General features: G+C 59.8%; 20 protein-coding genes. 8 read left to right on the plus strand and 12 right to left on the minus strand.

All coding sequences use genetic code 11. From position 1 onward, the window contains the following. Positions 1-543: 543 nt before the first annotated feature. From AB5Y73_RS07405 to AB5Y73_RS07440, 8 genes are all read right to left on the minus strand, one after another. Positions 544-1299: an ABC transporter substrate-binding protein gene (locus tag AB5Y73_RS07405; protein ID WP_107682159.1), complete on the minus strand. Its 756-nt coding sequence runs from the start codon at positions 1297-1299 to the stop codon at positions 544-546. A 139-nt stretch (positions 1300-1438) separates the two neighbouring features. Further along, the gene (locus AB5Y73_RS07410) at positions 1439-2185 is read right to left on the minus strand and encodes an ABC transporter substrate-binding protein (protein WP_107682160.1); all 747 of its coding nucleotides are present in this window, start codon (positions 2183-2185) and stop codon (positions 1439-1441) included. Positions 2186-2314: 129 nt separating this feature from the next. Further along, positions 2315-3061, minus strand: coding sequence for an ABC transporter substrate-binding protein (locus AB5Y73_RS07415; RefSeq protein WP_047439393.1), 747 nt, complete (start codon positions 3059-3061; stop codon positions 2315-2317). 71 nt (positions 3062-3132) lie between these two features. After that, positions 3133-3651, minus strand: a complete 519-nt coding sequence (locus AB5Y73_RS07420; protein WP_279499228.1) for a GDYXXLXY domain-containing protein — start codon at positions 3649-3651, stop codon at positions 3133-3135. Further along, complete coding sequence (locus AB5Y73_RS07425) at positions 3648-4652, minus strand: DUF4401 domain-containing protein (RefSeq protein WP_236095585.1); 1005 nt, start codon at positions 4650-4652, stop codon at positions 3648-3650. Before AB5Y73_RS07425 ends, AB5Y73_RS07420 begins: the two co-directional genes overlap by 4 nt. Then, positions 4645-5583: a DUF2157 domain-containing protein gene (locus AB5Y73_RS07430; RefSeq protein ID WP_107682163.1), complete on the minus strand. Its 939-nt coding sequence runs from the start codon at positions 5581-5583 to the stop codon at positions 4645-4647. The genes AB5Y73_RS07425 and AB5Y73_RS07430 overlap by 8 nt, the downstream gene beginning before the upstream one ends. A gap of 164 nt (positions 5584-5747) precedes the next feature. Then, positions 5748-6305, minus strand: coding sequence for a TMEM165/GDT1 family protein (locus AB5Y73_RS07435; protein WP_005337386.1), 558 nt, complete (start codon positions 6303-6305; stop codon positions 5748-5750). A 259-nt stretch (positions 6306-6564) separates the two neighbouring features. Beyond that, positions 6565-6894 (minus strand): translation initiation factor, encoded by a 330-nt coding sequence (locus AB5Y73_RS07440; protein WP_005337385.1) that lies wholly within the window; start codon positions 6892-6894, stop codon positions 6565-6567. A 119-nt stretch (positions 6895-7013) separates the two neighbouring features. On the opposite strand from AB5Y73_RS07440, the gene AB5Y73_RS07445 reads away from it, so the two are divergent. The 3 genes from AB5Y73_RS07445 to AB5Y73_RS07455 all read left to right on the plus strand — a co-directional run bounded on the left by AB5Y73_RS07445 (position 7014) and on the right by AB5Y73_RS07455 (position 9874). Beyond that, entirely contained in the window at positions 7014-7241 is a 228-nt protein-coding gene (locus AB5Y73_RS07445; protein WP_005337384.1) for a FeoA family protein, read from the plus strand. A gap of 126 nt (positions 7242-7367) precedes the next feature. Next, the gene (gene feoB / locus AB5Y73_RS07450; RefSeq protein ID WP_107682164.1) at positions 7368-9638 is read left to right on the plus strand and encodes a Fe(2+) transporter permease subunit FeoB; all 2271 of its coding nucleotides are present in this window, start codon (positions 7368-7370) and stop codon (positions 9636-9638) included. Then, a complete protein-coding gene (locus tag AB5Y73_RS07455) occupies positions 9635-9874 on the plus strand; it encodes a FeoC-like transcriptional regulator (protein WP_107682165.1) in 240 nt (79 codons plus the stop codon). Before feoB ends, AB5Y73_RS07455 begins: the two co-directional genes overlap by 4 nt. Positions 9875-9968: 94 nt before the next feature. Here AB5Y73_RS07455 and AB5Y73_RS07460 read toward each other — a convergent pair whose 3' ends face one another. Together AB5Y73_RS07460 and AB5Y73_RS07465 are read right to left on the minus strand one after the other, a co-directional pair. After that, a complete protein-coding gene (locus AB5Y73_RS07460) occupies positions 9969-10619 on the minus strand; it encodes a DUF2913 family protein (protein WP_107682166.1) in 651 nt (216 codons plus the stop codon). Between the two features lie 98 nt (positions 10620-10717). Continuing rightward, positions 10718-12013, minus strand: coding sequence for a DEAD/DEAH box helicase (locus AB5Y73_RS07465; RefSeq protein ID WP_005337380.1), 1296 nt, complete (start codon positions 12011-12013; stop codon positions 10718-10720). A 286-nt stretch (positions 12014-12299) separates the two neighbouring features. Here AB5Y73_RS07465 and AB5Y73_RS07470 point away from each other — a divergent pair, with 286 nt between their 5' ends. The 4 genes from AB5Y73_RS07470 (at position 12300) to AB5Y73_RS07485 (ending at position 15462) form a co-directional block, all read left to right on the plus strand. Then, a complete protein-coding gene (locus tag AB5Y73_RS07470; protein WP_107682167.1) occupies positions 12300-12878 on the plus strand; it encodes an O-methyltransferase in 579 nt (192 codons plus the stop codon). Between the two features lie 338 nt (positions 12879-13216). Next, a complete protein-coding gene (locus tag AB5Y73_RS07475) occupies positions 13217-13990 on the plus strand; it encodes an amino acid ABC transporter substrate-binding protein (RefSeq protein ID WP_107682168.1) in 774 nt (257 codons plus the stop codon). Between the two features lie 57 nt (positions 13991-14047). Next, on the plus strand, positions 14048-14704 hold the full coding sequence (locus AB5Y73_RS07480; protein WP_181294835.1) for an amino acid ABC transporter permease: 657 nt from the start codon (positions 14048-14050) through the stop codon (positions 14702-14704). Continuing rightward, positions 14701-15462: an amino acid ABC transporter ATP-binding protein gene (locus AB5Y73_RS07485; protein ID WP_107682170.1), complete on the plus strand. Its 762-nt coding sequence runs from the start codon at positions 14701-14703 to the stop codon at positions 15460-15462. The genes AB5Y73_RS07480 and AB5Y73_RS07485 overlap by 4 nt, the downstream gene beginning before the upstream one ends. Positions 15463-15589: 127 nt before the next feature. Here the strand turns inward: AB5Y73_RS07485 and AB5Y73_RS07490 are convergent, their stop codons facing one another. Next, positions 15590-17005, minus strand: coding sequence for an FAD-dependent oxidoreductase (locus tag AB5Y73_RS07490; RefSeq protein WP_101531289.1), 1416 nt, complete (start codon positions 17003-17005; stop codon positions 15590-15592). A 12-nt stretch (positions 17006-17017) separates the two neighbouring features. After that, entirely contained in the window at positions 17018-21475 is a 4458-nt protein-coding gene (gene gltB, locus AB5Y73_RS07495; protein WP_118854008.1) for a glutamate synthase large subunit, read from the minus strand. Between the two features lie 611 nt (positions 21476-22086). On the opposite strand from gltB, the gene AB5Y73_RS07500 reads away from it, so the two are divergent. Further along, positions 22087-23016 (plus strand): TIGR01212 family radical SAM protein, encoded by a 930-nt coding sequence (locus AB5Y73_RS07500; protein WP_279499226.1) that lies wholly within the window; start codon positions 22087-22089, stop codon positions 23014-23016. Positions 23017-23318: the final 302 nt, after the last annotated feature.

Raw genomic sequence — 23318 nt, forward strand, 5'->3', positions numbered from 1 at the left:
TCCCGCAAGGGGAGAGGGGACTGTTACCGCGGACGATTACGCTTTGCTAATCGACCCTACTGGCGAAGCCGTGCCAATACGTTGTTGCAGGGCAGAGACGTTACCTAACCTCTCACCCTAGCCCTCTCCCGCAAGGGGAGAGGGGACGGTTACCGCGGACGATTACGCTTCGCTAATCGACCCTACGCTAAAGTCGCTACCGCCCCTGACTGTCGCTACCAGATTGCGCCGTTGACCATTGATCTTGGAAAAGGGGTCAACAGACGCCCGTCGCCATATTACGGAGCCAGAGTGGTCTTATCTATGGTTTTGATGAGCTAACTATCAGAAAAGAGTGATTTTTTGCGCTGGCACAAACTTTTATTAATTAGCGATTAGTTGTTGGTTGTCGGGGCTTGGAGCTGGCGGGGCGGTGGGGTGACGCCGCGAGAGGAGTACAAACGGTAAAAAAAGAGTGAAGCGCAAACGGTAAAGAAGGAGAGCGCAAACGGTAAAAAGCGAAGGGGCCCGCTGTGGGCCCCTTGTTGTTGGCGCTCGATGCCGCTATTTGGCGGCGGGGGTAGGGAAGTATTTGCTGTGCAGCAGCGGGTATTCGCTGCTCGCCAGCACCTGGGTCAAGCCGGTCTGGAACTCCTTGACCAGCTCGTCGTTCACCGGATGGCTGAAGGCGAAGCAGAACTGCTCGGAGCTCAGTACCCACTGCTCCTTGAAGCGGGCGGGATCGAGTTTTTGTTCGACGATCAGCTGCTCCATGGTGGTCTTGTTGGTGGAGACCAGATCGACCCGGCCGGAGGTGAGCATCTTGAGCGCCTGTGCCAGCCGGTTGGCGGCCATCAGTTTGGTCTCGTCAAAGCCGTTGTTGAGCAGCAGTTGCTCCCCCACATCGGCCCGTACCGCGCCGATATTGAACGCCTTGGCATCGTCGAGCTTGGTGATGGTGATATTGCGATCGGCCAGCCCCACCAGCACGATCTCGGCATACCCGATAGGGCAGGCCCACTTGAACAGGGGGTCCCGTGCCTGGGTGCGGGCGGTGGAGAAGAGCACCGCATTGGGCTTTTGGGTCAGCAGGTAGTAGCCGCGCGCCCACGGCATGATGGTGACGGGCTGCGCCGGTGTATTGGTCTTTTTCCATACCAGTTGCAGCAGTTCGACCGCGAGGCCGGTGGGGGTGCCGCTGGCATCGGCGTAGTTGTAGGGTTTGTACTCTTCGGTGATGTAGTGCAGTTTGCCGAGCTCAGGACTCGCCTGTGCGAGGGTGGCCAGCAGCGCCCCGGCCAATCCAATCCATGGTTTCATTTTTGCCATCCTGATCAAGGGAATATCTGCTCAAGTGTGACCAAGCTGGCCGATTTCGCCAAGGTGACGGAGCATGTTTGGCAAAAATGCGCGAGTGGATGCCGCCATCTTGCGCCCAATGTCGGCGGCGATCAGGGCGTTAGCGCAGCGGCAGGTATTTGGCTTGCAGGGCCGAGAAATCCGCCGAGGCGACGACATGGGTCAGCGCCTGCTGAAAGAGGGCGACCTCACTGTCGGGCACCTGACGGCTGAAGGCGTAGCAGAGCGGTCTGGCATCCAGCACGAAGGCGACATGAAAGTCATCCGGCTTGAAGCCAAGCTGCTGCAGGGTTTGATAGCCCGCCAGCTTGTTGGTCGCAAACAGATCGGCACGACCTGAGGTGAGCATTTTGGCCGCCTGGGTGAGGCGGTTGGCCAGCATCAGCTGGCGCTCATCGATACCGCGTTCGAGCAGCAGCTGTTTGGAGACGGTAGAGCGCACCACGCCGACCTTGTAGCGGCTGACCTCGGCCACGGAGCTTAGGGTAATGTTGTCCGCCTTGCGCCCCAGCAGCACAAACTCCGAGTGATCGATGGGGCAGGCCCACTTGAAGAGTGCTTCCCGCTGCGGGGTGCGGGCGGTGGCAAACAGCACCACATTGGGTTTTTGTTGCAGCAGGTTGTAGCCCCGGGCCCAGGGCAGAATGCGGATTGGCTGGGGCGACACGCCGCGCGTTTTCCAGATAAGCTGCATCAGCTCTACCGACAATCCGGTCGGCATCCCTTGCTGGTCGCTGAAATTAAACGGGGGAGAGATTTCGCTCAGATACTCGAGTTTGCCCGGATCGGCCTGCGCGAAGGTGGCCCACAAGAGCAGTAGCAGATGAGGTAGGTGCCATGTCCGCACGGGAAAGATCCTTCACAATCAACTATGTAGCCCAGTTTGACTGCTTGCGGCGGGAATAGCTAGCCACCTCTATTGCATCTTTCATCAATAAAATGGGCAGCGACTGCTGCCCAGCGGGTGAGTGAGTGCTCAGCGCACCGGCAGGTATTTGGCCTGCAATTTGCGAAACTCCTCCGAGGCGAGGGCGCGGGTCAGGCCCTGCTGAAAGAGGGTGATCTCGCTGTCGGGCACCTGACGGCTGAAGGCGTAGCAGAGCTGCTCGGCGCTCAGCACCATTGCCACGTTGAAGTCGTCGCTGCTCAGCTTCAATTCGCGGATGGCGTCATATCCCGCCAGCTTGCTGGTGGCGAGCAGATCGGCGCGGCCGGAGAGCAGCATCTTCAACCCCTGCGACAGGCGGTTGGCCGGGATGATGTTGTTGTCATCCATGCCGTTGTTGAGCAGCAGCTGCTCGGCGGCATCCGAGCGCACCGCGCTGATCTTGTATTGGCTCATCTGATCGAAGGCGGTCAGGGTGATGTTCTGCGCTTTGCGGCCCAGCAGTATGTACTCCGAGTAGCCGATGGGGCAGACCCACTTGAAGAGATCCTCCCGCGCCTGGGTGCGGGCGGTGGAGAAGAGCACCACGTTGGGCTTCTGGGTTAGCAAGTAATAACCCCGCGCCCAGGGCAGGATGCGCACCGGCTGGGGTGTCACGCCGCTGTGTTGCCAGATCATCTGCAGCAGATCGACCGCAAGGCCGGTGGGCTGGCCTTGCGGATCGCTGTAGTTGTAGGGGGGGTACTCTTCGGTGAGGTACTCGAGCTTGCCCAGATCAGCCCGGGCCGTCGAGGCCCAGCAGAGCAGCAACAGATGACAGATCAGCCATATCCTCATTGGGAACATCCTTAGCGATCAACCTTCCCTTGAGTGTGACCATGAACAGAGTAAATAGCCACTCACTGCCGTTACCAGCGGGCGCGGATCTGCCCGATGGGCTGGTAGGCCTCATCCCGCAGCCCCACCAGCAGGGTCTTACCATCCGCTTGCAGCCGGAACTCGCCGTAGCGGGCTACCTCGTACTGCTCCCCCGTGCCCTCTTCAAAGAAGTAGGCATCGGGGCCGATCTGCCACTGCCGCTCGCTCTGGTGCACCTGCAATAGCCGCTCATCGCTGGCGAGCCGATCCGGTTTGCCATCGGCCACCAGAGTGGCCACATGATGGGCATCGAGGCGGATCACCAGGGTGTCGCTGACCTTGTTTTGAGTAGCTCTGGCGTCGCGGCTGGTCAGCTCGCGGGCAATTTCATAGTTGAGCCGCATGTAATCCCCCTGCATCAGGGAGCGGGGATCGACCGGAGCAAGCCGCAGCAACACCACTTCGCCGCTGCTCATGGCGTGCTCATAGCGCCAGACGGTGGCATTGATGCCTGCCAGGATGGCGAGGCCGCTCAGCAACAGGGCGAGCTGTCGGGTGACGGGTTTCATGAATCGCTCCTTGCCGCGAAGGTGGTGAGCAGCTGGCGGGCACCCAGCAGCAGGATGCCGGAGCCCAGCAACAGCCAGGATTTGGTCATCAGGGTGAGCCCCAGGTCGTAGTAATAGAGCGAGCCATAGCCGAGCAGCAGCAGGGCCGAGAGGGTCATCAGCCCCAGACTGCCGGCATAAAACCCGAGGATCAGCACCAGTGCGCCTGCCCCCATGCCGGGGATGATGGCGCTGATCAGCACCAGCGGCAGGCCAAACAGCAGGGGGAGCTTGAGTTTCACCATCACCGCCAGCAGCAGGGCGGCGCAGATCAGGGGATTGAGCCAGAGCGGCAGGCGGGACTGCCCCAGTTCGTCCAGCACGCTGCTGCCGTCATCCCAGAGCGGGTGGTGCAGGCGGCCCAGCACCAGCAGCGAGAGGGCCAGCCCCAGCGTGATGGAGTGGTAGAGTTGGTGGCGCTCTGGATCCCTATCTGCCCGCAGCCAGCAGAAGGTGATGGCCGCCATCACCAGCGGCAGGGCCAGCAGTTGCAGCCCGAGGCAGGCGAGGCCAAGGGTGAGCAGCAAGGCCGCCGCCACGCTGTGAAACAGCCGCACCAGCCAGTGATCGAACAGCACGGCGATGGCAAGGGAGAGCAGGCACAACCCAAACCAGAGCAGGGCGTGATGAAGGTCCAGCTGATCGAGCAGGCCATAGAGCAGCCAGGCATCGGCCGCCAGGGTGAGGGCCAGCACGAACTGATCCCAGAGATCGCCGCTTTGGCTGCGATTGAGGGCGTAGGCCCCCGCCAGCAGCACGGCCCCGAGCAGCAGGGTACTGTTGGCCTCGCGGGTCAGCTGCTCGAAGGTGAGAAACAGGAAAAAGAGCAGGAACAGGGCGGCAATCCAGCCCACCAATCCCAGCAGAAAGCGGCTCGACCAGTGGGGTTGGGTATCACGGGGCATCTCCCCTTCCACCAGATTGGCCTGTTGCAGCGTTTGCCAAAGGGTCAGATCACTCATGAGACCTCCGTTGTTGTTGCAGCCAGCGGGCGGCGGTGACCGAAAGGCCGATGGCAATCAGGCTCAGCAGCAAGAAGCCGTTGATGTCGGGCTCCATCCACTTGCCCAGCGCCGCGAGGATGACGGCAATCAGGCTGAGGCACCCCATGGCGAGTCCGGCGATAAATCTGTGATGCCACAGGGCATAGGCCGCGGCCAGCCAGCCAAACCAGAGCGGCCACACCAGCGCAGAGGCGGCATCAAACAGCGCCAGCAGGGTGAGCAGGGTGGCCCCCAGACCGGCAGCAAGGCCTGCCAGCCAGCTTGGCATCAGGCGCCAGCGGGCAGGTGCCAGCAGAAGCAGACCCCAGAGGGCGGCGTTGAGCAGGGTAAGGCACCAGCCCAATCCCTCTTCATCGAAGGTAAAGAAGAACGTGAACAAACCGAGCCGCCAGTAGAGCACCAGCGCCAGCTGGCCGAGCAGCCAGCTTAAGGTCCAGAGCAGCGGGCTTTGGCCAAATGCCGCCAGCGGCACCAGCATCAGCGCCCAGGTGGCGAACAGCTGCCAGGGATCGGCGCCGGTCTGGTAGGTTTGACCCACCAGCGCCAGCAGGGCGCCGATATTGAGGGCGATAGCGAGCAGCAGCGCCTGACGGGGGGTATCCCCCAGCGGTTTGCGCCACAGCAGAAGCAGCATGGCGAGCAGCGGTGCCTCCAGCAGGGCGAGGCGGGAGACCCGGCCCAGCTCCTGCCAGTTGAAGGCGACGAAGAAGATGAGGCCGGCCCCGATGCAGAGGGCACCGAGCCAGAGCAGCAGCCGGTCAAACAGCCACTGCCAGCGCGCCGGATGGGGGGGAAGATCGGCGAGGGTCAGGGCGTCCGCCAGCTTCTCTGGCGCCAGCCGTCCTTGTTTGACCCATTCGAGAAGCGTCTCTCTTGATACGTTGTGCATGGGGGGACTCCACGAGGTTTGCCCCATTATGGCATGAGGCACCCGCAACCGTGCACTGCCCCTTGGCTCTACGGCTGGTGGTTGCGACAGCGGATTACGCAATAGACAAAGCTGCAAACAAAAAAGCCCTCCACAGGGGAGGGCTTGGTCAGCGGAAAAGGCGATCAGGCAAAGATCAGAGTGCTCACCCCGAGGCCGACGAAGAGGATGGCGCAGGCGATGCGGATCCCCTTGAGCGGCAGCTTGTCTGCCCCCAGCTTGCCGATCAGCACCACAGGCACGTTGGCCAGCATCATGCCGAGGGTGGTACCGGTAATGACCTGCACCAGCGAGTCATACTTGGCGGCCAGTAGCACGGTGGCAATCTGGGTCTTGTCGCCAATCTCGGCAATAAAGAAGAGCACGAAGGTGGCCATAAAGGGGCCGTATTTATCCAGCGAGCTCTCCTCGTCATCCATCTTGTCCGGCACCAAAATCCAGATAGCCATGGCGATAAAGGCGATGGCGACCAGCCAGGTCATTATCTTGGGATCGAGCCAGCGACTGATGAACTCGCCAATCCAGGCAGCGCCCGCATGGTTGAGCAAGGTAGCCGCCAGCATGCCGGCGATGATGGGCCAGGGCTTGCGAAAACGGCAGATGAGCAGCAACGCCAACAGCTGGGTTTTATCGCCGATTTCGGCAATAGCGACGCTGAGGGTTGAGGTTAACAAGGCTTCCATAAAAATGACCGGGGGACGGAATTGTTATAAACCAAAGACAAGCCTGCGCCATCCGTCCCCGGTATTGGCACTGGCCCGTCAAAGGTCTTGTCAAATCCATGGCTGGCATGGATCACCCTGACCATGGTGATTTGGCACCAAGTATGTTGATCAGGGTCGCAAACCGGTATTCATGCAATGGATGGCACCGGCGTGCGAGACTACTCCCCCTCGATGGGAGCGGGCATTCTAGGGAAAAACCGCATGAGTGACAAGGGGATCAGCCACCCACCAGCTTGACGCTGAAACCGGCTTTCTCCAGCTCGGTTTTGATCAGGTCCCGTTTATCCCCCTGGATCTCGATCACTCCCTCCTTGATACCGCCTCCGGTGCCGCACTTTTTCTTGAGCAGGGTGGCCAGGGATTTTTGCTGATCGGCGGGTACGCCATGAATGGTGATCACCCCGGCACCCTTGCGCCCCTTGGTCTCGCGGCGAATGCGCACGGTGCCGTCGGTGGGGAAGGGGGAGGCGGATTGGGGAGCGCTCTGCTCCTTGATCATGCCGCCATCTGTGCTGTAAACGAGGCGGCTGTTGTTGTCGTGACTCATGGCAATACTTTATGGGTTAGCTAAGCGGAGTTTGATTTTACTCAAATAAAAGTTGAAGACACAGCTTATAATGCCACAAGTAAAAGCGAATTATTATTGTTTAACTTCAGGAGTCAGTCATGGTACTCACGCAGTTGTCACCGGGACAGAGTGCTCGCATCAAGAATATGAATCAGCTCGCCCGGCCGCTGCGCCGCAAACTGATGGTGATGGGCCTGTTGCCCCAGACTGAAGTCATCTATCTGCGCTCCGCCCCCCTGGGGGACCCGCTCCAGATCCAGTGCCAGGGGATCTGTCTCTCCATGCAAAAGAGTCTGGCCCAGCAAATAGAAGTCGAGCCGGTATAACCCCCTGTTCGGCTACCGCTCCGGTCAAGAAAGTCACCGGGAGCGGTTCAGAGACAAGAAGTCGAATCTGCAAAGCGGCTTGCCACACGCGCGGCGGGTTCAGAAGAAAATAGAGGTAGAGCTGGTATGAATTATTCCCTGGTAACGGTAGGTAACCCCAATAGCGGCAAGACCTCCCTGTTCAACGCCCTGACCGGCGCCCGCCAGCAGGTAGGCAACTGGAGTGGCGTCACCGTCGACAAGAAGATGGGTGAGTTCAGCGCGGGTGAGCATCACTTCAAGCTGATGGATCTGCCCGGCATCTATAGCCTGGCCAGTCAGGATGGCAGTCTGGACGAGCAGATCGCCAGCCGCTTTGCCCAAGGCCAACAACCCGACCTGCTGCTCAACGTCATCGACGCCGCCAATCTGGAGCGCTCCCTCTACCTCACGCTGCAACTGCGCGAACTGGGCCTGCCGATGGTGGTGGTGCTCAACAAGCTGGATATCCTGCAAAAGCGCCGCATCGTCATCGACGAGAGCAAGCTCGGCAAATCCCTCGGTTGCCCTGTAGTGGCCCTCTCTGCCCACAACAGCAAGCAGGTTGCCGCCTTCAAACAGCAGATCCGGCAGTTTATCGGTCAGCCGCAAGCCGCCTTGCAGCTCGATTACGGCCACGCGCTTGAAACCGATCTGGCGGAGTTGGAGACCCTGCTCGCCCCGCATCACCTCACTACCCGTGGCCGCGCCCTGCGCCTGCTGGAAGAGGATGCGGTGATGCAGGAGACCCTGCTGCCCGGTCAGCAGGCGGCCGCCGCCAATGTAGTGGCTCGCGTCCATCAGGGACAGGATATCGACCTGCAACTGGCGGATATTCGCTACGGCCATATCCACCAGTGGGTACAACAGGCGCGTCAGCAGAAGGGCAAGCTCACCGAGGCCCAGAGCGAGTGGCTGGATCGGGTGCTGCTCAATCGCTGGATTGGCATCCCCTTCTTTCTGTTTGTCATGTACCTGATGTTCCTGTTTGCCATCAACGTTGGCAGCGCCTTTATCGACTTCTTCGACATCATGGGCGGCGCCCTGTTTGTCGATGGGGTGCACCACCTGCTGGGGCTGGTCAATGCCCCCGAATGGCTGGGCGCCATTCTGGCTGATGGCTTTGGCGTTGGCTTGCAGACGGTGGCCACCTTTATTCCGGTGATTGGCTGCCTCTATCTGTTCCTCGCGGTGCTGGAGAGCTCCGGCTATCTGGCCCGTGCCGCCTTCGTGGTGGATGCTCTGATGCGCCGCCTCGGCCTGCCGGGCAAGGCGTTCGTGCCGATGCTGATGGGCTTTGGTTGTACCGTCCCCTCGGTGATGGCGACCCGTACCCTCAACTCCGAGCGGGAGCGGCTGATGACCTCCGCCATGGCTCCCTTCATGTCGTGCGGTGCCCGTCTGCCGGTTTACGCCCTGTTTGCGGTGGCTTTCTTCCCCGAGTCAGGTCAGAACCTGGTGTTCGGTCTCTACCTCATCGGCATTCTGGTGGCGGTGCTCACCGGCCTGTTGCTGCGCAGCACTCTGCTGCCGGGCAAGAGCGACTCCATGCTGATGGAGATGCCGGATTATGAGTGGCCGCGTCCGGTCAACGTTGCCATCAAGACCTGGCAGAAGCTCAAATCCTTCGTCTTTGGCGCAGGTAAAACCATCGTGCTGGTGGTTGCCGTGCTGAGCGTGCTTAACTCCCTGGGTACTGATGGCAGCTTTGGCCATCAGGAGCAGGAGAGCTCGGTCCTGAGCAAGATCAGCCAGGCGGTGACCCCTGTGCTGCACCCCATCGGTGTACGCGATGACAACTGGCAGGCCACGGTCGGTATCGTCACCGGTATCTTCGCCAAAGAGGCGGTGGTCGGAACCCTCAACAGCCTCTACGCCGGTGGTGGCGATGCAGAGGAGGAGAGCGAGTTCTCGCTGGTGGCCAGTTTCCACGAGGCGATCGATGCCGTGGCGGCCAATCTGGCGGAGATCAACCCGAGCGACCCCATGGGGCTTGATGTTGGCAACCTCGACGACCAGAAAGCTGCCGCCGAGGCGCAGGAGGTGGATGTCTCCACCTACGGCAATATGCAGACCCACTTCGATGGGGCGGCCGGTGCCTTTGCCTACCTCTTGTTCGTGCTGCTCTACATGCCTTGCGCCGCCGCCATGGGCGCGCTGGTGCGGGAAACCGGTCGTCAGTGGGCGCTAATGACGGCGGTATGGTGCAACTATATGGCCTTTATGTGCGCGACTCTCTTCTATCAGGTCGCGACCTTTGCCGCTCATCCGGAGCAGAGCCTGTTCTGGATCGTCAGCTATGGCCTCTCTCTGGTACTGCTCTGGTGGGCCGGTCGCCGTCACGGTGACATCGTCGCCCGCAAGGTGGTGACCTTATGATCCTGCGCGATCTGGGGGATTACCTCGCCGCGCAGCAGAAGGTGAGCCGGCGCGAGCTGGCTCGCCACTTCCACACCTCGGAAGATGCGGTGGAGGCCATGCTCGGCGTCTGGATGCGCAAGGGGCGGGTTATCAAGCGTGAAAGCCGGGTCTGTGGTGGCAGTTGCTGCGGCAAGAGCGAGGAGGTGATGTTCGAGTGGTGTGACGCGGGCCAGATTGGCATCAAGATCCGCTAAACGACTACCCAACCTCATCACCAAAGATCGAACAATAAAAAACGGCAGATCCTGCACAAGGGTCTGCCGTTTTTATTGCTGCACACTGGCGAGATCAGGCGCTCTGGCGAGCCTCGCTCAGCAGTGCCAGCGCCGGTTGGGCGTTGTCCGGCATCAGCCGGTAGGCCTTGTGATGTTTGACCAGGGTGGTCTTCTTGTTGCCCTGGCTCAGCAGCAGGCCGTGCTTGAAGGCCGCCTCAGCCAGCACCTTCTCGTCACCGCGCACATAGAGGGTGAGGGGTTTGACAAGCTCACCGTCCTCGATATGGCCTGCATATTCGCTATGGCTTACCACCAGACTCGCTTGACCGCCCGATTGCAGGCGCAGCTTGGCGTTCACCTCGCTCTCGGTCAGCACCAGCCAGCCTGCCGTTGCCAGCTCATCCAGCAGGGCCGCCAGCTTGGCTCCCAATTGCTGCGGATTGGTCATGGCGCACTGGTATTGGAAGGCGATGCGCTCCAGCAATCCCTTGAGATCGGCGCCCGCACCCAGAGTGCGGCCAAGCTGCACCCAAGCTTTCAAATCTTCCATCACCAGACGGGAGAAGCGCTTCTCCTTGAGGGAGTCGGCCATCCAGGTGCAGAGAAAGTGGCTCTCTTGCGCCGGAGTGCGCTTGCCCGCCTTTTGTTCGGCGGTGCGGGCCAGTTCGGCCAGGCTCTGGGTGGCCATCTCGAACAGGGCCTGATTGTAGGTCGGAGAGGTCATAAGCAATCCTTGAGTTGACCACCACAGGTCAACACCGATGACAGAGATGGCAAAGGCGCCAGTGGCGCCTTTGCGGTTCAATAGAGCAACTGCCCGCCTTATTTCGGCTGACGGGGCTTCTTGGCGGCGGCCAGACGCTTGAGGCGCTGACCCTGCAGCTTGGCTTCGGCCATCACCTGGGCTACGGCGTTATCTTCACGCTGCGGGCGCTTGCCGAAGCGGCGACGCTCCTGCAGCTGTTTGATCAGCTCGTCACGGCTGCTCACCTCATAGCCAGGCACCATGATGCGGCGGATCTTCTGGCCGATCAGGGCCTCGATCTCCAGCAGGGTGCGCTCCTCTTCACGGCTGACGAAGGAGATGGCCATGCCGCGCTTGCCGGCACGACCGGTACGGCCGATGCGGTGCACGTAATCTTCCGCCAGGAACGGCAGATCATAGTTGACCACGTATTCCAGATCCGGAATGTCCAGACCACGGGCGGCCACTTCGGTGGCGACCAGTACCCGTACCTTGCCTTCCATGAATTCGCGCAGGGCGCGGCGACGGTTGCCCTGGGCCTTTTCGCCATGGACCACGGCGGACTTGATGCCGTCGAGGTTCAGCTCTTCGACCAGCACATCACAGCTCTCGCGGGTACTGGCGAACACCAGCACCTGCTGCCAGTTCTGCTTGCCAATCAGCTCTGAGAGCAGCTCGCGCTTGCGCTTCTGCTCGACCGGATAGACGGTGTGGCTGACGGTGTCGGCGGTGGAGTTCTGCTTGTTGACGCTGACGATCTGCGGGCGATCCAGCATCAGGTTGGCCAGCTTCTTCACCGCATCGGAGAAGGTGGCGGAGAAGAGCAGGTTTTGACGGGTCTTGTTGACCGCTTGCAGGATCTTCTGCACATCGGCACTGAAGCCCATGTCGAGGATGCGATCCGCTTCATCCATCACCAGACACTCGACGCCGGAGAGGCTGAGGTTGCAGGCGGTGAGGTGCTCCAGCAGACGGCCCGGGGTGGCCACAATGATGTGAGCGCCCGCTTTGAGCTTCTTGGCCTGCACGTCCTGCTTGCCACCGCCGACGATGGTGATGGTGGTGATATCGAGATACTTGGCGAAGTCATTGATGTTGCTCGCCACCTGAGCCGCCAGCTCGCGGGTCGGGGTCAGGATCAGCACACGGGCGTTGGAAGGCTGGACCGGAGCCGGATTGTCTACCAGACGCTGCAAGATGGGCAGGGCGAAGGCGGCGGTCTTGCCGGTACCGGTCTGGGCGCTGGCCAGCACATCGCGGCCACGGCGAATGGCCGGGATCGCCTGTTGCTGCACAGGGGTCATCTCCTGATAACCGCAATCTGAGACAGCACGCAAAATCTCGGGGGCAAAATCGAACGATTCAAATCTCATAATGGGTTCCTGTGTTCCAGCTGGGCTGTGTTTGGCTTGGTTAGCTCGGCATGAGCGAGACGGAGGTTGTAACCACCGACGGCTGCGCCTGACATCAAGTCAGAGAGTGAGCCGGAAAATGGCGGGCGCGAAGTGTAACAGATAGACGTCACAAATTCTGCCTCAAATGGTTGTCCTTTTCTCATCCTTTGTGGTGTGAATGGTGGTTGAAAGCAATCATTTGACTCCCAAAGATCAAGTCAAGGGTGTGGGATAACGGTTTTGGGCAAGGACGAAAGGGATATCGATGGAACTGGAACAGTTAAAACGCCAGCTGGAGCAGCTTGGCGAGCGCAATGACAGCATGCAGCAGGCACGCCACCGCAAGCTGCTCAATATCACCCGCGACACGGGGGAGTTGCTGTCAGTGCTGGTGCAGACCCGTGGGGCGCAGGCGGTGCTGGAGATTGGCACCTCTAATGGTTACTCCACGCTTTGGCTGGCAGAAGCGGTGCGTCGGTTGGAGGGGCACGTGACCACCATTGAGCTGGATGAGGATAAGCGCGTACAGGCCCATGACAACTTTCAGAGGGCAGGGCTGGCCCCCTGGGTAACCTTGCTGGCAGGGGATGCGAGTGAGCTGTTACCGACCTTGCCGCAAGCCGGCTATCAGCTCATCTTCCTCGATTCGGATCGTCAGCACTACCGGGCATGGTGGCCGCAGATCCGCCGCCTGCTGGCACCCCGTGGCCTGCTGGTGGTTGATAACGCCATCTCCCATCGCAGCGAGATAGAGGAGTGGATGAACGAGGTCGGGCAGGACCCGGTCTTTGCCACCTCGCTGGTGCCGGTCGGCAAGGGGGAGTGGCTGGTGGTGCGTTTGTAACAAGGTGATGGCCTGGATTTGGTATCTGGCTGGCAGTGTGTTTTTATTCATCATGAATAAACAGTGTTTCCCGCAATCAGTAGCGAATGCAGGACTGCTTTTTCGTTATTCATTATTTCACTAAACATCTTCATATTTCATGGTTTGGTAACGGGAACCTCCGCGTTATTTTCTTGCTGGTGCCACCAAGTGCAATCGTTTATTGGCTGTCATCGTATATGTGGCGTGGCCCGATTAAATGGTGCTGGTAGCAGCAGGATTCAAAATAATAATTGCATGGTAATCCGGATTATCGTTGGCAAGCGTGCTGGATGTTTACAAATATAACGAGGTGAATAATGAAAAAACTGCACTCCCTGTTTTTGCTGGCAGCCCTTCCACTGGCTTTGATGACATCGGCGCAAGCCGAGTCCAGCCTCGCCGCTATCCAGAGTGCCGGTGCGATCAAAATCGGCACTGAAGGCGCCTATCCTCCGTTCACCTATCACGACAAGAGCGGCAAGCTGGTCGGCTTTGATGTGGAGATTGGCGAGCTGATTGCAAAAGGCCTTGGGGTGAAGCCGGAGTTTGTCGAAGGCAAGTGGGATGGTCTCATCGCCGGAGTGGATGCCAAGCGCTACGATCTGGTGCTCAACGAAGTGGCCATCACCCCGGAGCGGCTGAAAAAGTATGATTTTTCAGATCCCTACATCACCTCCAAAGCGGTGATCGTGGTGCACAGCGATAATCACAGCATCAACAGCTTTGCGGATCTGAAGGGTAAGAAATCATCCCAGTCCCTGACCAGCAACTTTGCTCAGCTGGCGAAATCCTCGGGCGCCGAGGTGGTCGCCACCGAGGGCTTCAACCAGTCACTGCAGCTGGTGCTGACCGGGCGAGTGGATGCCACCATCAATGACAGCCTTTCGTTCCTCGACTTCAAGAAACAGAAACCGGATGCCAAATTGAGGGTGGCGGCGACCGAGGCGAAGGGGGATCAATCGGCAGTGTTGCTCGCCAAGGGACAGCCGGAATTGCTGGCCGCTATCAATCAGGCACTGCGCACTGCCAAACAGGATGGTAGCTACCAGAAAATATCTCTTAAGTATTTTGGTTCTGATGTCTCGCAATAATATTGCCGGAAAATAATAACTAGCGAGGTAATTAACGTGCCAGCCTGGTTGCAGTTAATGATCGACTCTTTTTGGCCCCTGCTTAGCGCGGGGCTTATTTTTACCGTGCCACTGACCCTGATCACCTTTTTCTTGGGAATATTGCTCGGTTTGCTGGTGGCGCTGGCCAGATTATATGGCTCGACACCATTGGTGGCACTGGTTCGTTTTTATGTCTGGCTTATTCGTGGCACGCCGCTGCTGGTACAGCTCTTTCTGATTTTTTATGGCTTGCCGAGTGCTGGCATTGTGCTGGATGCCTTCACCGCCGCGGTGATCGGGTTCACCCTCAACATCGGCGCCTACAGCTCGGAGATCATCCGCGCTACTCTCGCGGCGATCCCGAAAGGGCAGTGGGAGGCAGCCTATTCGATTGGCATGAACTGGCCCCAGGTGATGTGGCGGGTGATCCTGCCGCAGGCGGCGCGCATTGCGGTGCCACCGCTTTCCAACACCTTTATTTCGCTGGTGAAGGACACCTCGTTGGCGGCGGCAGTGACCGTTCCTGAGCTGTTTCAGGCGGCCCAGCGGCTCGCCTCTGTCACCTATGAGCCGCTGATCCTTTACATAGAGACGGCCATCATCTACCTGCTGTTTAGCTCGGTGCTCTCCACCTTGCAAGACCGGCTGGAGCGCAAGTTGACCCACAAAGAGACCCGGGAGGTCGCCCTATGATCCGGTTGCGTGGTATCGAGAAGCAGTTTGGCGGGCAGCGGGTGCTCAAGGGGATCGATCTTGCCATGGTGGCGGGCAGTGTGACCGCCCTGATTGGCCCCTCCGGCAGTGGCAAGAGCACCCTGTTGCGTTGTGTCAATGTGCTGGAGCGGCCGGATGCGGGGCACTTGGTGTTGGGGGGGAGCGAACTCGATTTTTCTCACCATCTGCCTCGCCAGAGCGTGCAGGCATTGCGCCAGCAGACCGGCATGGTATTCCAGAATTTCCAACTGTTCCCGCACATGACGGTGCTGGAAAACGTGATTGAGGGGCTGGTGACCGTGTTGAAGTGGCCAAGAGCGAAAGCGGAGGTGCGCGGCTTGCAACTGCTCGACAAGGTGGGGCTCAGGCACAAGGCCGAGGCGGTGCCTGCCACCCTCTCCGGTGGCCAGCAGCAGCGGGTTGCCATTGCGAGGGCGCTGGCGCCATCGCCCAAGGTACTGCTCTGTGATGAACCCACCTCGGCGCTGGATCCCGAGCTTGCCCAGGAGGTGGTGACGGTGCTGCGCCAGCTGGCCCGCGAGGGAACCACCATGCTAATCGCCACCCACGATCTGCGGCTGGCCGCCCAGATAGCGCAGCAGGTGATCTTTCTGGAGGCGGGTGAGGTGGTGGAAGCAGGCAGTGCACGCCAGATGTTCACCACTCCCAAGCGGGCGCGTACCTTCGAGTACATCTCCACCCTCACCGAGCGGTTGCCGGAGAGCTGGAGCATCTAGCCGCTCCCCGGACGGGAGCGATAGGTGATAAGTCGCCAGCGAGAACACCGAGCCTTAAATTCCTAGCCTCAAAAGAAGAGCCCCGCACTGGCGGGGCTCTGTTTTGGGTTGACTGAGGAAGTGCAGGTTAGACCGCCAGATAGTCCATGATCCCTTCGGCCGCTTTGCGTCCTTCGTAGATGGCGGTCACCACCAGATCGGAGCCGCGTACCGCGTCGCCACCGGCGAACACCTTGGGATTGCTGGTCTGGAAGGCATACTCCGCCTGCTCGCGCGCCTTGATGCGATCCCGGTTGTCGAGCTCGATGCCGAACTCCGCCATCCAGGGCTGGGGGTTGGGCTGGAAGCCAAACGCCATCACTACCGCATCGGCGGCCAACACCTGCTCTGAGCCCTCGATAACCACCGGATTGCGGCGGCCATTGGCATCGGGTTCACCCAGCTCGGTGCTCACTACTTTGATGCCGACGGTGCGACCGCTGGCATCCAGCTCGACCGCTACCGGTTGCAGGTTGAACATGAACTCAACCCCCTCCTCGCGGGCGTTTTTCACCTCCCGCTTGGAGCCCGGCATGTTCTCCTCGTCGCGGCGATAGGCGCAGATCACCTTGTCAGCCCCCTGACGGATGGCGGTCCGCACGCAGTCCATGGCGGTATCGCCACCGCCCAGCACCACCACCTGCTTGCCAGCGAAGTCGATATAGTCGGCTTGCGCCTTCTCGAACCCCAGCAACCGGTTGGCGTTGGCGATGAGGTAGGGCAGGGCGTCATAGACGCCCGGCGCCTCTTCGTTGGCAAAGCCGCCCTTCATGTACTTGTAAGTGCCGACCCCGAGGAAGACCGCATCGAACTCGCCGAGCAGGTCGGCGAAGGTGATGTCCTTGCCCACTTCGGTCTCGAGACGAAACTCCACACCCATCCCCTGGAAGATCTCGCGGCGACGCTGCATCACCTCTTTTTCCAGCTTGAAGGAGGGGATACCGAAGGTGAGCAGGCCGCCGATCTCCGGATACTTGTCAAACACCACCGGGGTGACGCCGTTGCGTGCCAGCACGTCGGCACAGGCGAGACCCGCAGGGCCGGCGCCAATGACGGCGACCCGCTTGCCGGTCTTGACCACGTTCGAGAGATCGGGCTTCCAGCCCATCTCGAACGCCTTGTCGGTGATGTACTTTTCGATGTTGCCGATGGTCACCGCGCCGAAGCGATCGTTGAGGGTGCAGGAGCCCTCACAGAGGCGATCCTGCGGGCAGACCCGACCGCACACTTCCGGCAGGCTGTTGGTCTGGTGGGAGAGCTCCACCGCCTCCAGAATGCGCCCCTCTTTGGCCAGTTTCAGCCAGTTGGGGATGTAGTTGTGGACCGGACACTTCCACTCGCAGTAGGGGTTGCCGCACTCGAGGCAGCGATCCGCCTGCATCTGTACCTGCGGCTGATTGAAGGACTCGTAGATCTCCACAAACTGGATTTTGCGGATCTTGAGCGGCTTCTTGGGCGGGTCGACCCGCTGGACATCGATAAACTGAAATACGTTCTGGCTCATAGGGTTCCCTCCTTATTGCGCCTGGATTCTGAGTTCTGCACTGGAACGGCTGGTGTGACCCAGCAGCGATTTCACGTCGCTGGACTTGGGTTTGATCAGCCTGAACTTGGGCACATAGGAGTCGAAGTTGGCCAGGATCTCCTCGGCGCGCGAGCTGCCGGTCTCATTGAGGTGCGCCGTGATGATGCCGCGCAGGTGCTCCTGATGGATGGCGAGATCCGCCACGTCCAGCAGTTCCACCAGCTCGGGGTTGGTGCGCTTAGCGAAGTTGCCGCACTCGTCGAGCACGTAGGCAAAGCCGCCGGTCATGCCCGCCGCGAAGTTGACGCCGGTCTGACCGAGTACGGTGACGATGCCGCCGGTCATGTATTCACAGCCGTTGTCGCCAATCCCCTCGACTACCGCCAGGGCGCCGGAGTTGCGCACCGCGAAACGCTCGCCGGCAGTGCCTGCGGCGTAGAGTTTGCCGCCAGTGGCGCCGTAGAGGCAGGTGTTGCCGATGATGGCCGCTTCATGGGATTTGAACGCCACACCGACATGGGGCTTGATCACCAGCTTGCCGCCGGTCATCCCCTTGCCCACGTAGTCGTTGGCGTCACCGGTGAGGATCATCTCAAGGCCACCCGCGTTCCAGACGCCGAAGCTCTGGCCTGCGGTGCCGTTGAAGTGCACCTTGACCGGATCCGCCGCCATCCCCTGATTGCCGTGACGTTTGACAATTTCGCCGGAGAGGCGCGCACCCACCGAGCGGTCGGTGTTGCGAATGTCGTAGCGGAACTCGCCACCGCTTGAGGTCTCTACCGCTTCCAGCAGATCCTCCACCATTTTCAGGTTGAGTGGCCCCTTGTCGAAGGTGGGGTTGTGCTGCTGGCTGAACAGGCTGGAGCCTGCCGGTGCTATCGGACGGGCCAGAATGCCGGAGAGATCCAGCTTGGCCTGACGGGCGGTGAGGCCGGGCAGGGCTTCCAGCAGATCGGTGCGGCCAATCAGGTCGGTCAGCTGGGTGACGCCGAGCTGGGCCATCAGCTCGCGGGTCTCCTGGGCGATGAACTTGAAGTAGTTCATCACCATCTCCGGCAGGCCGGTGAAGTGCTCGCGACGCAGCTTCTCATCCTGAGTGGCAACGCCGGTGGCGCAGTTGTTCAGGTGGCAAATACGCAGGTATTTGCAACCGAGTGCCACCATGGGGCCGGTGCCAAAGCCGAAGCTCTCGGCACCGAGGATGGCCGCCTTGATGATGTCGAGGCCGGTCTTGAGACCACCATCCACCTGCAGCCGCACCTTGTGGCGCAGACCGTTGGCGACCAGCGCCTGCTGGGTTTCAGCCAGACCCAGTTCCCACGGGGAGCCGGCATATTTGACCGAGGTGAGGGGGCTCGCGCCAGTGCCGCCGTCATAACCGGAGATGGTGATGAAGTCGGCATAGGCCTTGGCCACGCCGCAGGCGATGGTGCCGACGCCAGGCTCGGAGACCAGTTTCACCGACACCAGACAGCTCGGGTTGATCTGCTTGATGTCGAAGATGAGCTGGGCCAGATCCTCGATGGAGTAGATATCGTGGTGTGGCGGCGGTGAAATCAGGGTCACGCCGGGCACGGAATAACGCAGCTGGGCGATCTGGGCCGTCACCTTGTCACCGGGCAGCTGGCCCCCTTCGCCGGGCTTGGCCCCCTGAGCCACCTTGATCTGCACAACATCTGCGTTCATCAGGTAGTGGGGGGTGACGCCAAAGCGGCCGGAAGCCACCTGCTTGATGCGGGAGTTTTTCTCGGTACCGAAACGCTTGGGATCTTCGCCACCTTCGCCGGAGTTGCTCTGACCGCCGAGGCGGTTCATGGCGACAGCCAGTGCCTCGTGGGCTTCAGGGCCGAGGGCGCCGATGGACATGGCAGCGGAGTCGAAGCGGGGGAACAGCTTGTCGGCTGGCTCAACCTGATCCAGCGCGACCGGATTGTCGACTTTCTTCAGGGCCAGCAAATCGCGCAAGGTGGCAACCGGGCGCTCGTTCACCAGACGGGCGTACTCCTTGTAATCGGCATAGTTGCCGGAGCGCACCGCGGTTTGCAGGGTCTGCACCACATCCGGGTTGTAGGTGTGGTACTCGCCGCCGTGGACGAACTTGAGCAGGCCGCCGTGGGGGAGGGGCTTGCGCACCAGCCATGCCTGACGGGCCAGATTGTGCTGATCCTGCTGGATGTCGGCAAAATCGGCACCCTGAATACGGCTCGATACGCCGCGGAAGCAGGTCTCGACCACCGACTTGGCCAGGCCCACCGCTTCGAACAGCTGGGAGCAGCGGTAGCTGGCGACCGTGCTGATGCCCATCTTGGACATCACCTTGTAGAGCCCCTTGTTGATGCCGTTGCGGTAGTTGACCATGGCCTGGCGCAGGGACATGGTGAGCACGCCCTCTTCAACCTGTTTGGCCAGGGTTTCGTAGGCCAGATAGGGGTAGATGGCGGTCGCGCCAAAGCCCAGCAGCACCGAGAAGTGGTGCGGATCGCGGCAGCTTGCGGTCTCCACCAGAATGTTGGCGTCGCAGCGCAGGTTGTTGTCCACCAGGGTGCGCTGCACTGCACCCACCGCCATGGCGGCCGGGATCGGCAGGGTGTCGGCGCTGATATCGCGATCAGACAGCACCAGCAGTACGGTGCCGCTCCTGGCGGCGGTTTTGGCCTCATCGCAGATGCGCACGATGGCCGCTTCCAGTCCCTCTTCGGGCTTGAAGTTGAGGCTGATCACCTGATGACGGTAGTACTCTCCCTCCAGTGCCAGCAGCTGGTGGAAGTCGGAGTAGAGCAGGATCGGTGACTGGAACAGCACCCGGTGGGCGTGGCCGAAGGTTTCGTTGAAGACGTTCTGCTCGCGACCGATACAGGTGGCCAGCGACATCACGTGGTTCTCACGCAGCGGATCGATGGGCGGGTTGGTCACCTGGGCAAACATCTGGCGGAAGTAGTCATAAAGGGTGCGCGGGCCGGAGGAGAGCACCGCCATCGGGGTATCATCCCCCATGGAGCCCACCGCTTCCTGACCATTTTCACCGAGCACCCGGATGATCTGATCCAGCTCCTCGAAGGAGTAGCCAAACAGCTTCTGATAGGTTTTCAGCTGGTCGTCGGAGAACTCGCGGCTACCGGTCTGGCTGTCGTCCATCTGCTCGAAGGGGACCAGTCGGCGGCAATGTTTATCCATCCATTGCTTGTAGGTGTGACGGTTCTTGAGGTCGTCATCGATCTCGAAGCTGGTCCACACCTTGCCGTTGCTGGTATCCACCACGAACAGCTCGCCAGGGCCGACCCGGCCCTTCTCCAGCACTTCGTCCGGGGTGTAGTCCCAGGTGCCGACCTCGGAGGCGAGGGTGATGAACTTATCCTTGGTGATGACGTAGCGGGCCGGACGCAGGCCGTTGCGATCTAGTGCGCAGGTGGCGTAGCGACCGTCGGTCATGACGATACCGGCTGGGCCATCCCACGGCTCCATGTGCATGGAGTTGAAGTCGTAGAAGGCGCGCAGGTCGTCATCCATGTTCGGGTGTTTTTGCCATGCAGGCGGGATCAACAGGCGCATGGCGCGGAACAGGTCCATACCACCGGCGAGGAAGAGATCCAGCATGTTGTCGAGGCTGGAGGAGTCAGAGCCGGTGGTGTTGACGAAGGGAGCCGCTTCCTGCAAATCGGGGATCAGCGGCGTCGCAAACTTGTAGCTGCGCGCCTTGGCCCACTGGCGGTTGCCGGCGATGGTGTTGATCTCGCCGTTGTGGGCCAGATAGCGGAACGGCTGCGCTAGCGGCCAGCGCGGACTGGTGTTGGTGGAGAAGCGCTGGTGGAAGACGCAAATGGCCGCCTGCATGCGGATGTCGGCGAGATCCAGATAGAAGCGCGGCAAGTCCACCGGCATGCACAGCCCTTTATAGACGGTGACCAGATTGGAGAGGCTGACCACATAGAAGTAGTCGTCGTTGACGCGCTTTTCGATGCGGCGACGCACGATATAGAGGCGACGCTCGAGATCCTTGTCGACCCAGCCGGGCGGGGCGTTGACAAAGACCTGTTCAATGCTGGGCAGGGAGGCTTTGGCGATAGTACCGAGTACGTTGGTATCGACGGGCACCTTGCGCCAGCCGACCAGACTCAGGGTCTCTTTTTCCAGCTCCTCGTCGATGATGTCGCGAGTTGCCTGGGCCAATACGGGGTCAGGGTTGAGGAACAGCATGCCGACCGCATAGTTGCGGCCAAGGTGCCATCCCTTCTCCTCGGCGACAGCTCTGAAGAAGCTGTCCGGTTTTTGCAGCAACAGGCCGCAACCGTCGCCGGTCTTGCCATCGGCGGAGATCCCGCCGCGGTGCTGCATGCGAGCCAATGCTGACATCGCGAGACGGATAAGCTTGTGGCTGGCTTCCCCTTCCATGTGGGCCAACAGGCCGAAGCCACAGTTATCCCTCTCCAGCTTTGGATCATATAGTGACATTGCATTTCTCCCTTGCTCGGCCTTGTATCGCACAGTCATCACCTGACTGCATAAATTGCGATTGGCTCTTGTGGTTCCGTCTGCCTGACGTGGCGAATCTCCAAACTAATGGGATTTTCTGGCGAGGTCAATCGCAGGTCAGGTTTGTCTTCATGGTTACATTCGCATAACAAAATGTCGGGTTAGGGGGATTTGCTCGCAATTATGGAGTATTTACTCTGCATAGTTTGATTTTGTTGGTTAAATATATCGCCATTGGCGGGCTCAATGGTGCGCTCGGCGACGATGGGCGAATGTAGTAATTTTACCAACCCGATGTGGCCGACAGCGGAAGGGATCACATTTTCAATATCCCATGCTTGCAATTGTGTGCTGTCGGGTCTCTTTGAATTTTTCATTGTTCAACAGTGGGTTATCAGGTCTCATTTTCATATGAATGTTTACTGTTTGAATCGTCAAAGAACTGTAAAAATCTTTTTTTTGCGCTTTTTCTCTATATTTATTCAAAATTGGTCGGGTATTTATATGTTTTACCCTCTCCGCTAGCTTGATCCAGCTCAGCCCCTGTTTTGCGCAAGCTCGTACAATGGCGCTCCTTTAGCGGAGGTGTCATGCAGTTACACGAACTCGTCAATACATTCGGTCAGGATCTCAAGCAACGTCATGGTCAGAAGATCCACAAACTCTCCATCCACGGGGCCTTCACCTGCCCGAACCGTGACGGCACCCTGGGCCGTGGTGGCTGCACCTTCTGCAACGTATCCTCTTTTGCTGACGAGTCGGCTCAGGAACTCTCCGTGGTGCAACAACTGCTGGCTCGCCGGGACGAAGTCACCCGTGCCAAACGCTATCTTGCCTATTTTCAGGCCTATACAAGCACCTATGCCGAGGTCGAATATCTGCAGCGGATGTATGAAGAGGCGCTGTCGGTGAGCGATATGGTGGGGCTCTGTGTGGGCACTCGCCCCGATTGCGTACCGGATGCGGTGCTGGATCTGTTGGCGGGCTATCAGGCCCGGGGTTACGAGGTGTGGCTGGAGCTCGGGCTGCAAAGTGCCAACGACAAGACCCTGCAACGGATCAACCGCGGCCACGGTTATGCCGCCTATGAGGATGCGGTAAGACGTGCCCATCAGCGCGGCATCAAGGTATGTGCTCATCTGATCGTCGGCCTGCCGGGGGAGGTGCCGATGGACAGCCTCGATACCCTGCATCGCATCGTTGAGACCGGTGTTGAGGGGATCAAGTTGCATCCGCTTCATGTGGTTGAAGGCAGTACTCTCGGCAAGGCGTGGCAGGCGGGGCGGCTTGAGGTATTGACGCTGGAGCAGTATGTGGAGGCGGCCGTTGCCATGATCCAGCACACGCCGCCCGAGGTGGTGTATCACCGGATTTCGGCCTCCGCGCGCCGTCCAACTCTGTTGGCGCCATCCTGGTGTGAAAATCGCTGGACTGCCATGGCGGATATTGCCAAAGCACTCTCATTGAACGGCCCGCAAGGTCACGCGTTGGGCAGACCCTTCATACTTCCTGACCTATAATTGAGCGCCAGATTATTATTTTCACGTAAAACATAGGGTTATATAAAAAACTTCATACCCTAAACTATAGTTTTGGTACGTGCCGGTTGATATAGTGGTGCGCCATAATAAATGTCATTATCAATTAACTCCGACATTCACCCTGATAGCAGTGTTAGCATGGTGTTGATGAGCCGATTATTTTTACCAATAACGATTCATGCCGCCATTGCTGCTGTGCCGGGAAATTGGCGATGAGTGTCGCGATCTATCTGGACAGGTTTATCCCCTGATCAGTCTCATCAGCGGGAAGGCCACTCGGT

The organism is Aeromonas sp. s7(2024) (assembly GCF_040907825.1).
Classification (GTDB): domain Bacteria; phylum Pseudomonadota; class Gammaproteobacteria; order Enterobacterales; family Aeromonadaceae; genus Aeromonas; species Aeromonas veronii.

Excerpts from the sequence above, each read along its gene's own strand:
- AB5Y73_RS07405 (WP_107682159.1), bottom strand. The coding sequence starts at position 1,299 with ATGAAACCATGGATTGGATTGGCCGGGGCGCTGCTGGCCACCCTCGCA.
- AB5Y73_RS07415 (WP_047439393.1), bottom strand. The coding sequence starts at position 3,061 with ATGAGGATATGGCTGATCTGTCATCTGTTGCTGCTCTGCTGGGCCTCG.
- AB5Y73_RS07420 (WP_279499228.1), bottom strand. The coding sequence starts at position 3,651 with ATGAAACCCGTCACCCGACAGCTCGCCCTGTTGCTGAGCGGCCTCGCC.
- AB5Y73_RS07425 (WP_236095585.1), bottom strand. The coding sequence starts at position 4,652 with ATGAGTGATCTGACCCTTTGGCAAACGCTGCAACAGGCCAATCTGGTG.
- AB5Y73_RS07430 (WP_107682163.1), bottom strand. The coding sequence starts at position 5,583 with ATGCACAACGTATCAAGAGAGACGCTTCTCGAATGGGTCAAACAAGGA.
- AB5Y73_RS07435 (WP_005337386.1), bottom strand. The coding sequence starts at position 6,305 with ATGGAAGCCTTGTTAACCTCAACCCTCAGCGTCGCTATTGCCGAAATC.
- AB5Y73_RS07440 (WP_005337385.1), bottom strand. The coding sequence starts at position 6,894 with ATGAGTCACGACAACAACAGCCGCCTCGTTTACAGCACAGATGGCGGC.
- AB5Y73_RS07445 (WP_005337384.1), top strand. The coding sequence starts at position 7,014 with ATGGTACTCACGCAGTTGTCACCGGGACAGAGTGCTCGCATCAAGAAT.
- feoB (WP_107682164.1), top strand. The coding sequence starts at position 7,368 with ATGAATTATTCCCTGGTAACGGTAGGTAACCCCAATAGCGGCAAGACC.
- AB5Y73_RS07455 (WP_107682165.1), top strand. The coding sequence starts at position 9,635 with ATGATCCTGCGCGATCTGGGGGATTACCTCGCCGCGCAGCAGAAGGTG.
- AB5Y73_RS07460 (WP_107682166.1), bottom strand. The coding sequence starts at position 10,619 with ATGACCTCTCCGACCTACAATCAGGCCCTGTTCGAGATGGCCACCCAG.
- AB5Y73_RS07465 (WP_005337380.1), bottom strand. The coding sequence starts at position 12,013 with ATGAGATTTGAATCGTTCGATTTTGCCCCCGAGATTTTGCGTGCTGTC.
- AB5Y73_RS07470 (WP_107682167.1), top strand. The coding sequence starts at position 12,300 with ATGGAACTGGAACAGTTAAAACGCCAGCTGGAGCAGCTTGGCGAGCGC.
- AB5Y73_RS07475 (WP_107682168.1), top strand. The coding sequence starts at position 13,217 with ATGAAAAAACTGCACTCCCTGTTTTTGCTGGCAGCCCTTCCACTGGCT.
- AB5Y73_RS07480 (WP_181294835.1), top strand. The coding sequence starts at position 14,048 with ATGATCGACTCTTTTTGGCCCCTGCTTAGCGCGGGGCTTATTTTTACC.
- AB5Y73_RS07485 (WP_107682170.1), top strand. The coding sequence starts at position 14,701 with ATGATCCGGTTGCGTGGTATCGAGAAGCAGTTTGGCGGGCAGCGGGTG.
- AB5Y73_RS07490 (WP_101531289.1), bottom strand. The coding sequence starts at position 17,005 with ATGAGCCAGAACGTATTTCAGTTTATCGATGTCCAGCGGGTCGACCCG.
- gltB (WP_118854008.1), bottom strand. The coding sequence starts at position 21,475 with ATGTCACTATATGATCCAAAGCTGGAGAGGGATAACTGTGGCTTCGGC.
- AB5Y73_RS07500 (WP_279499226.1), top strand. The coding sequence starts at position 22,087 with ATGCAGTTACACGAACTCGTCAATACATTCGGTCAGGATCTCAAGCAA.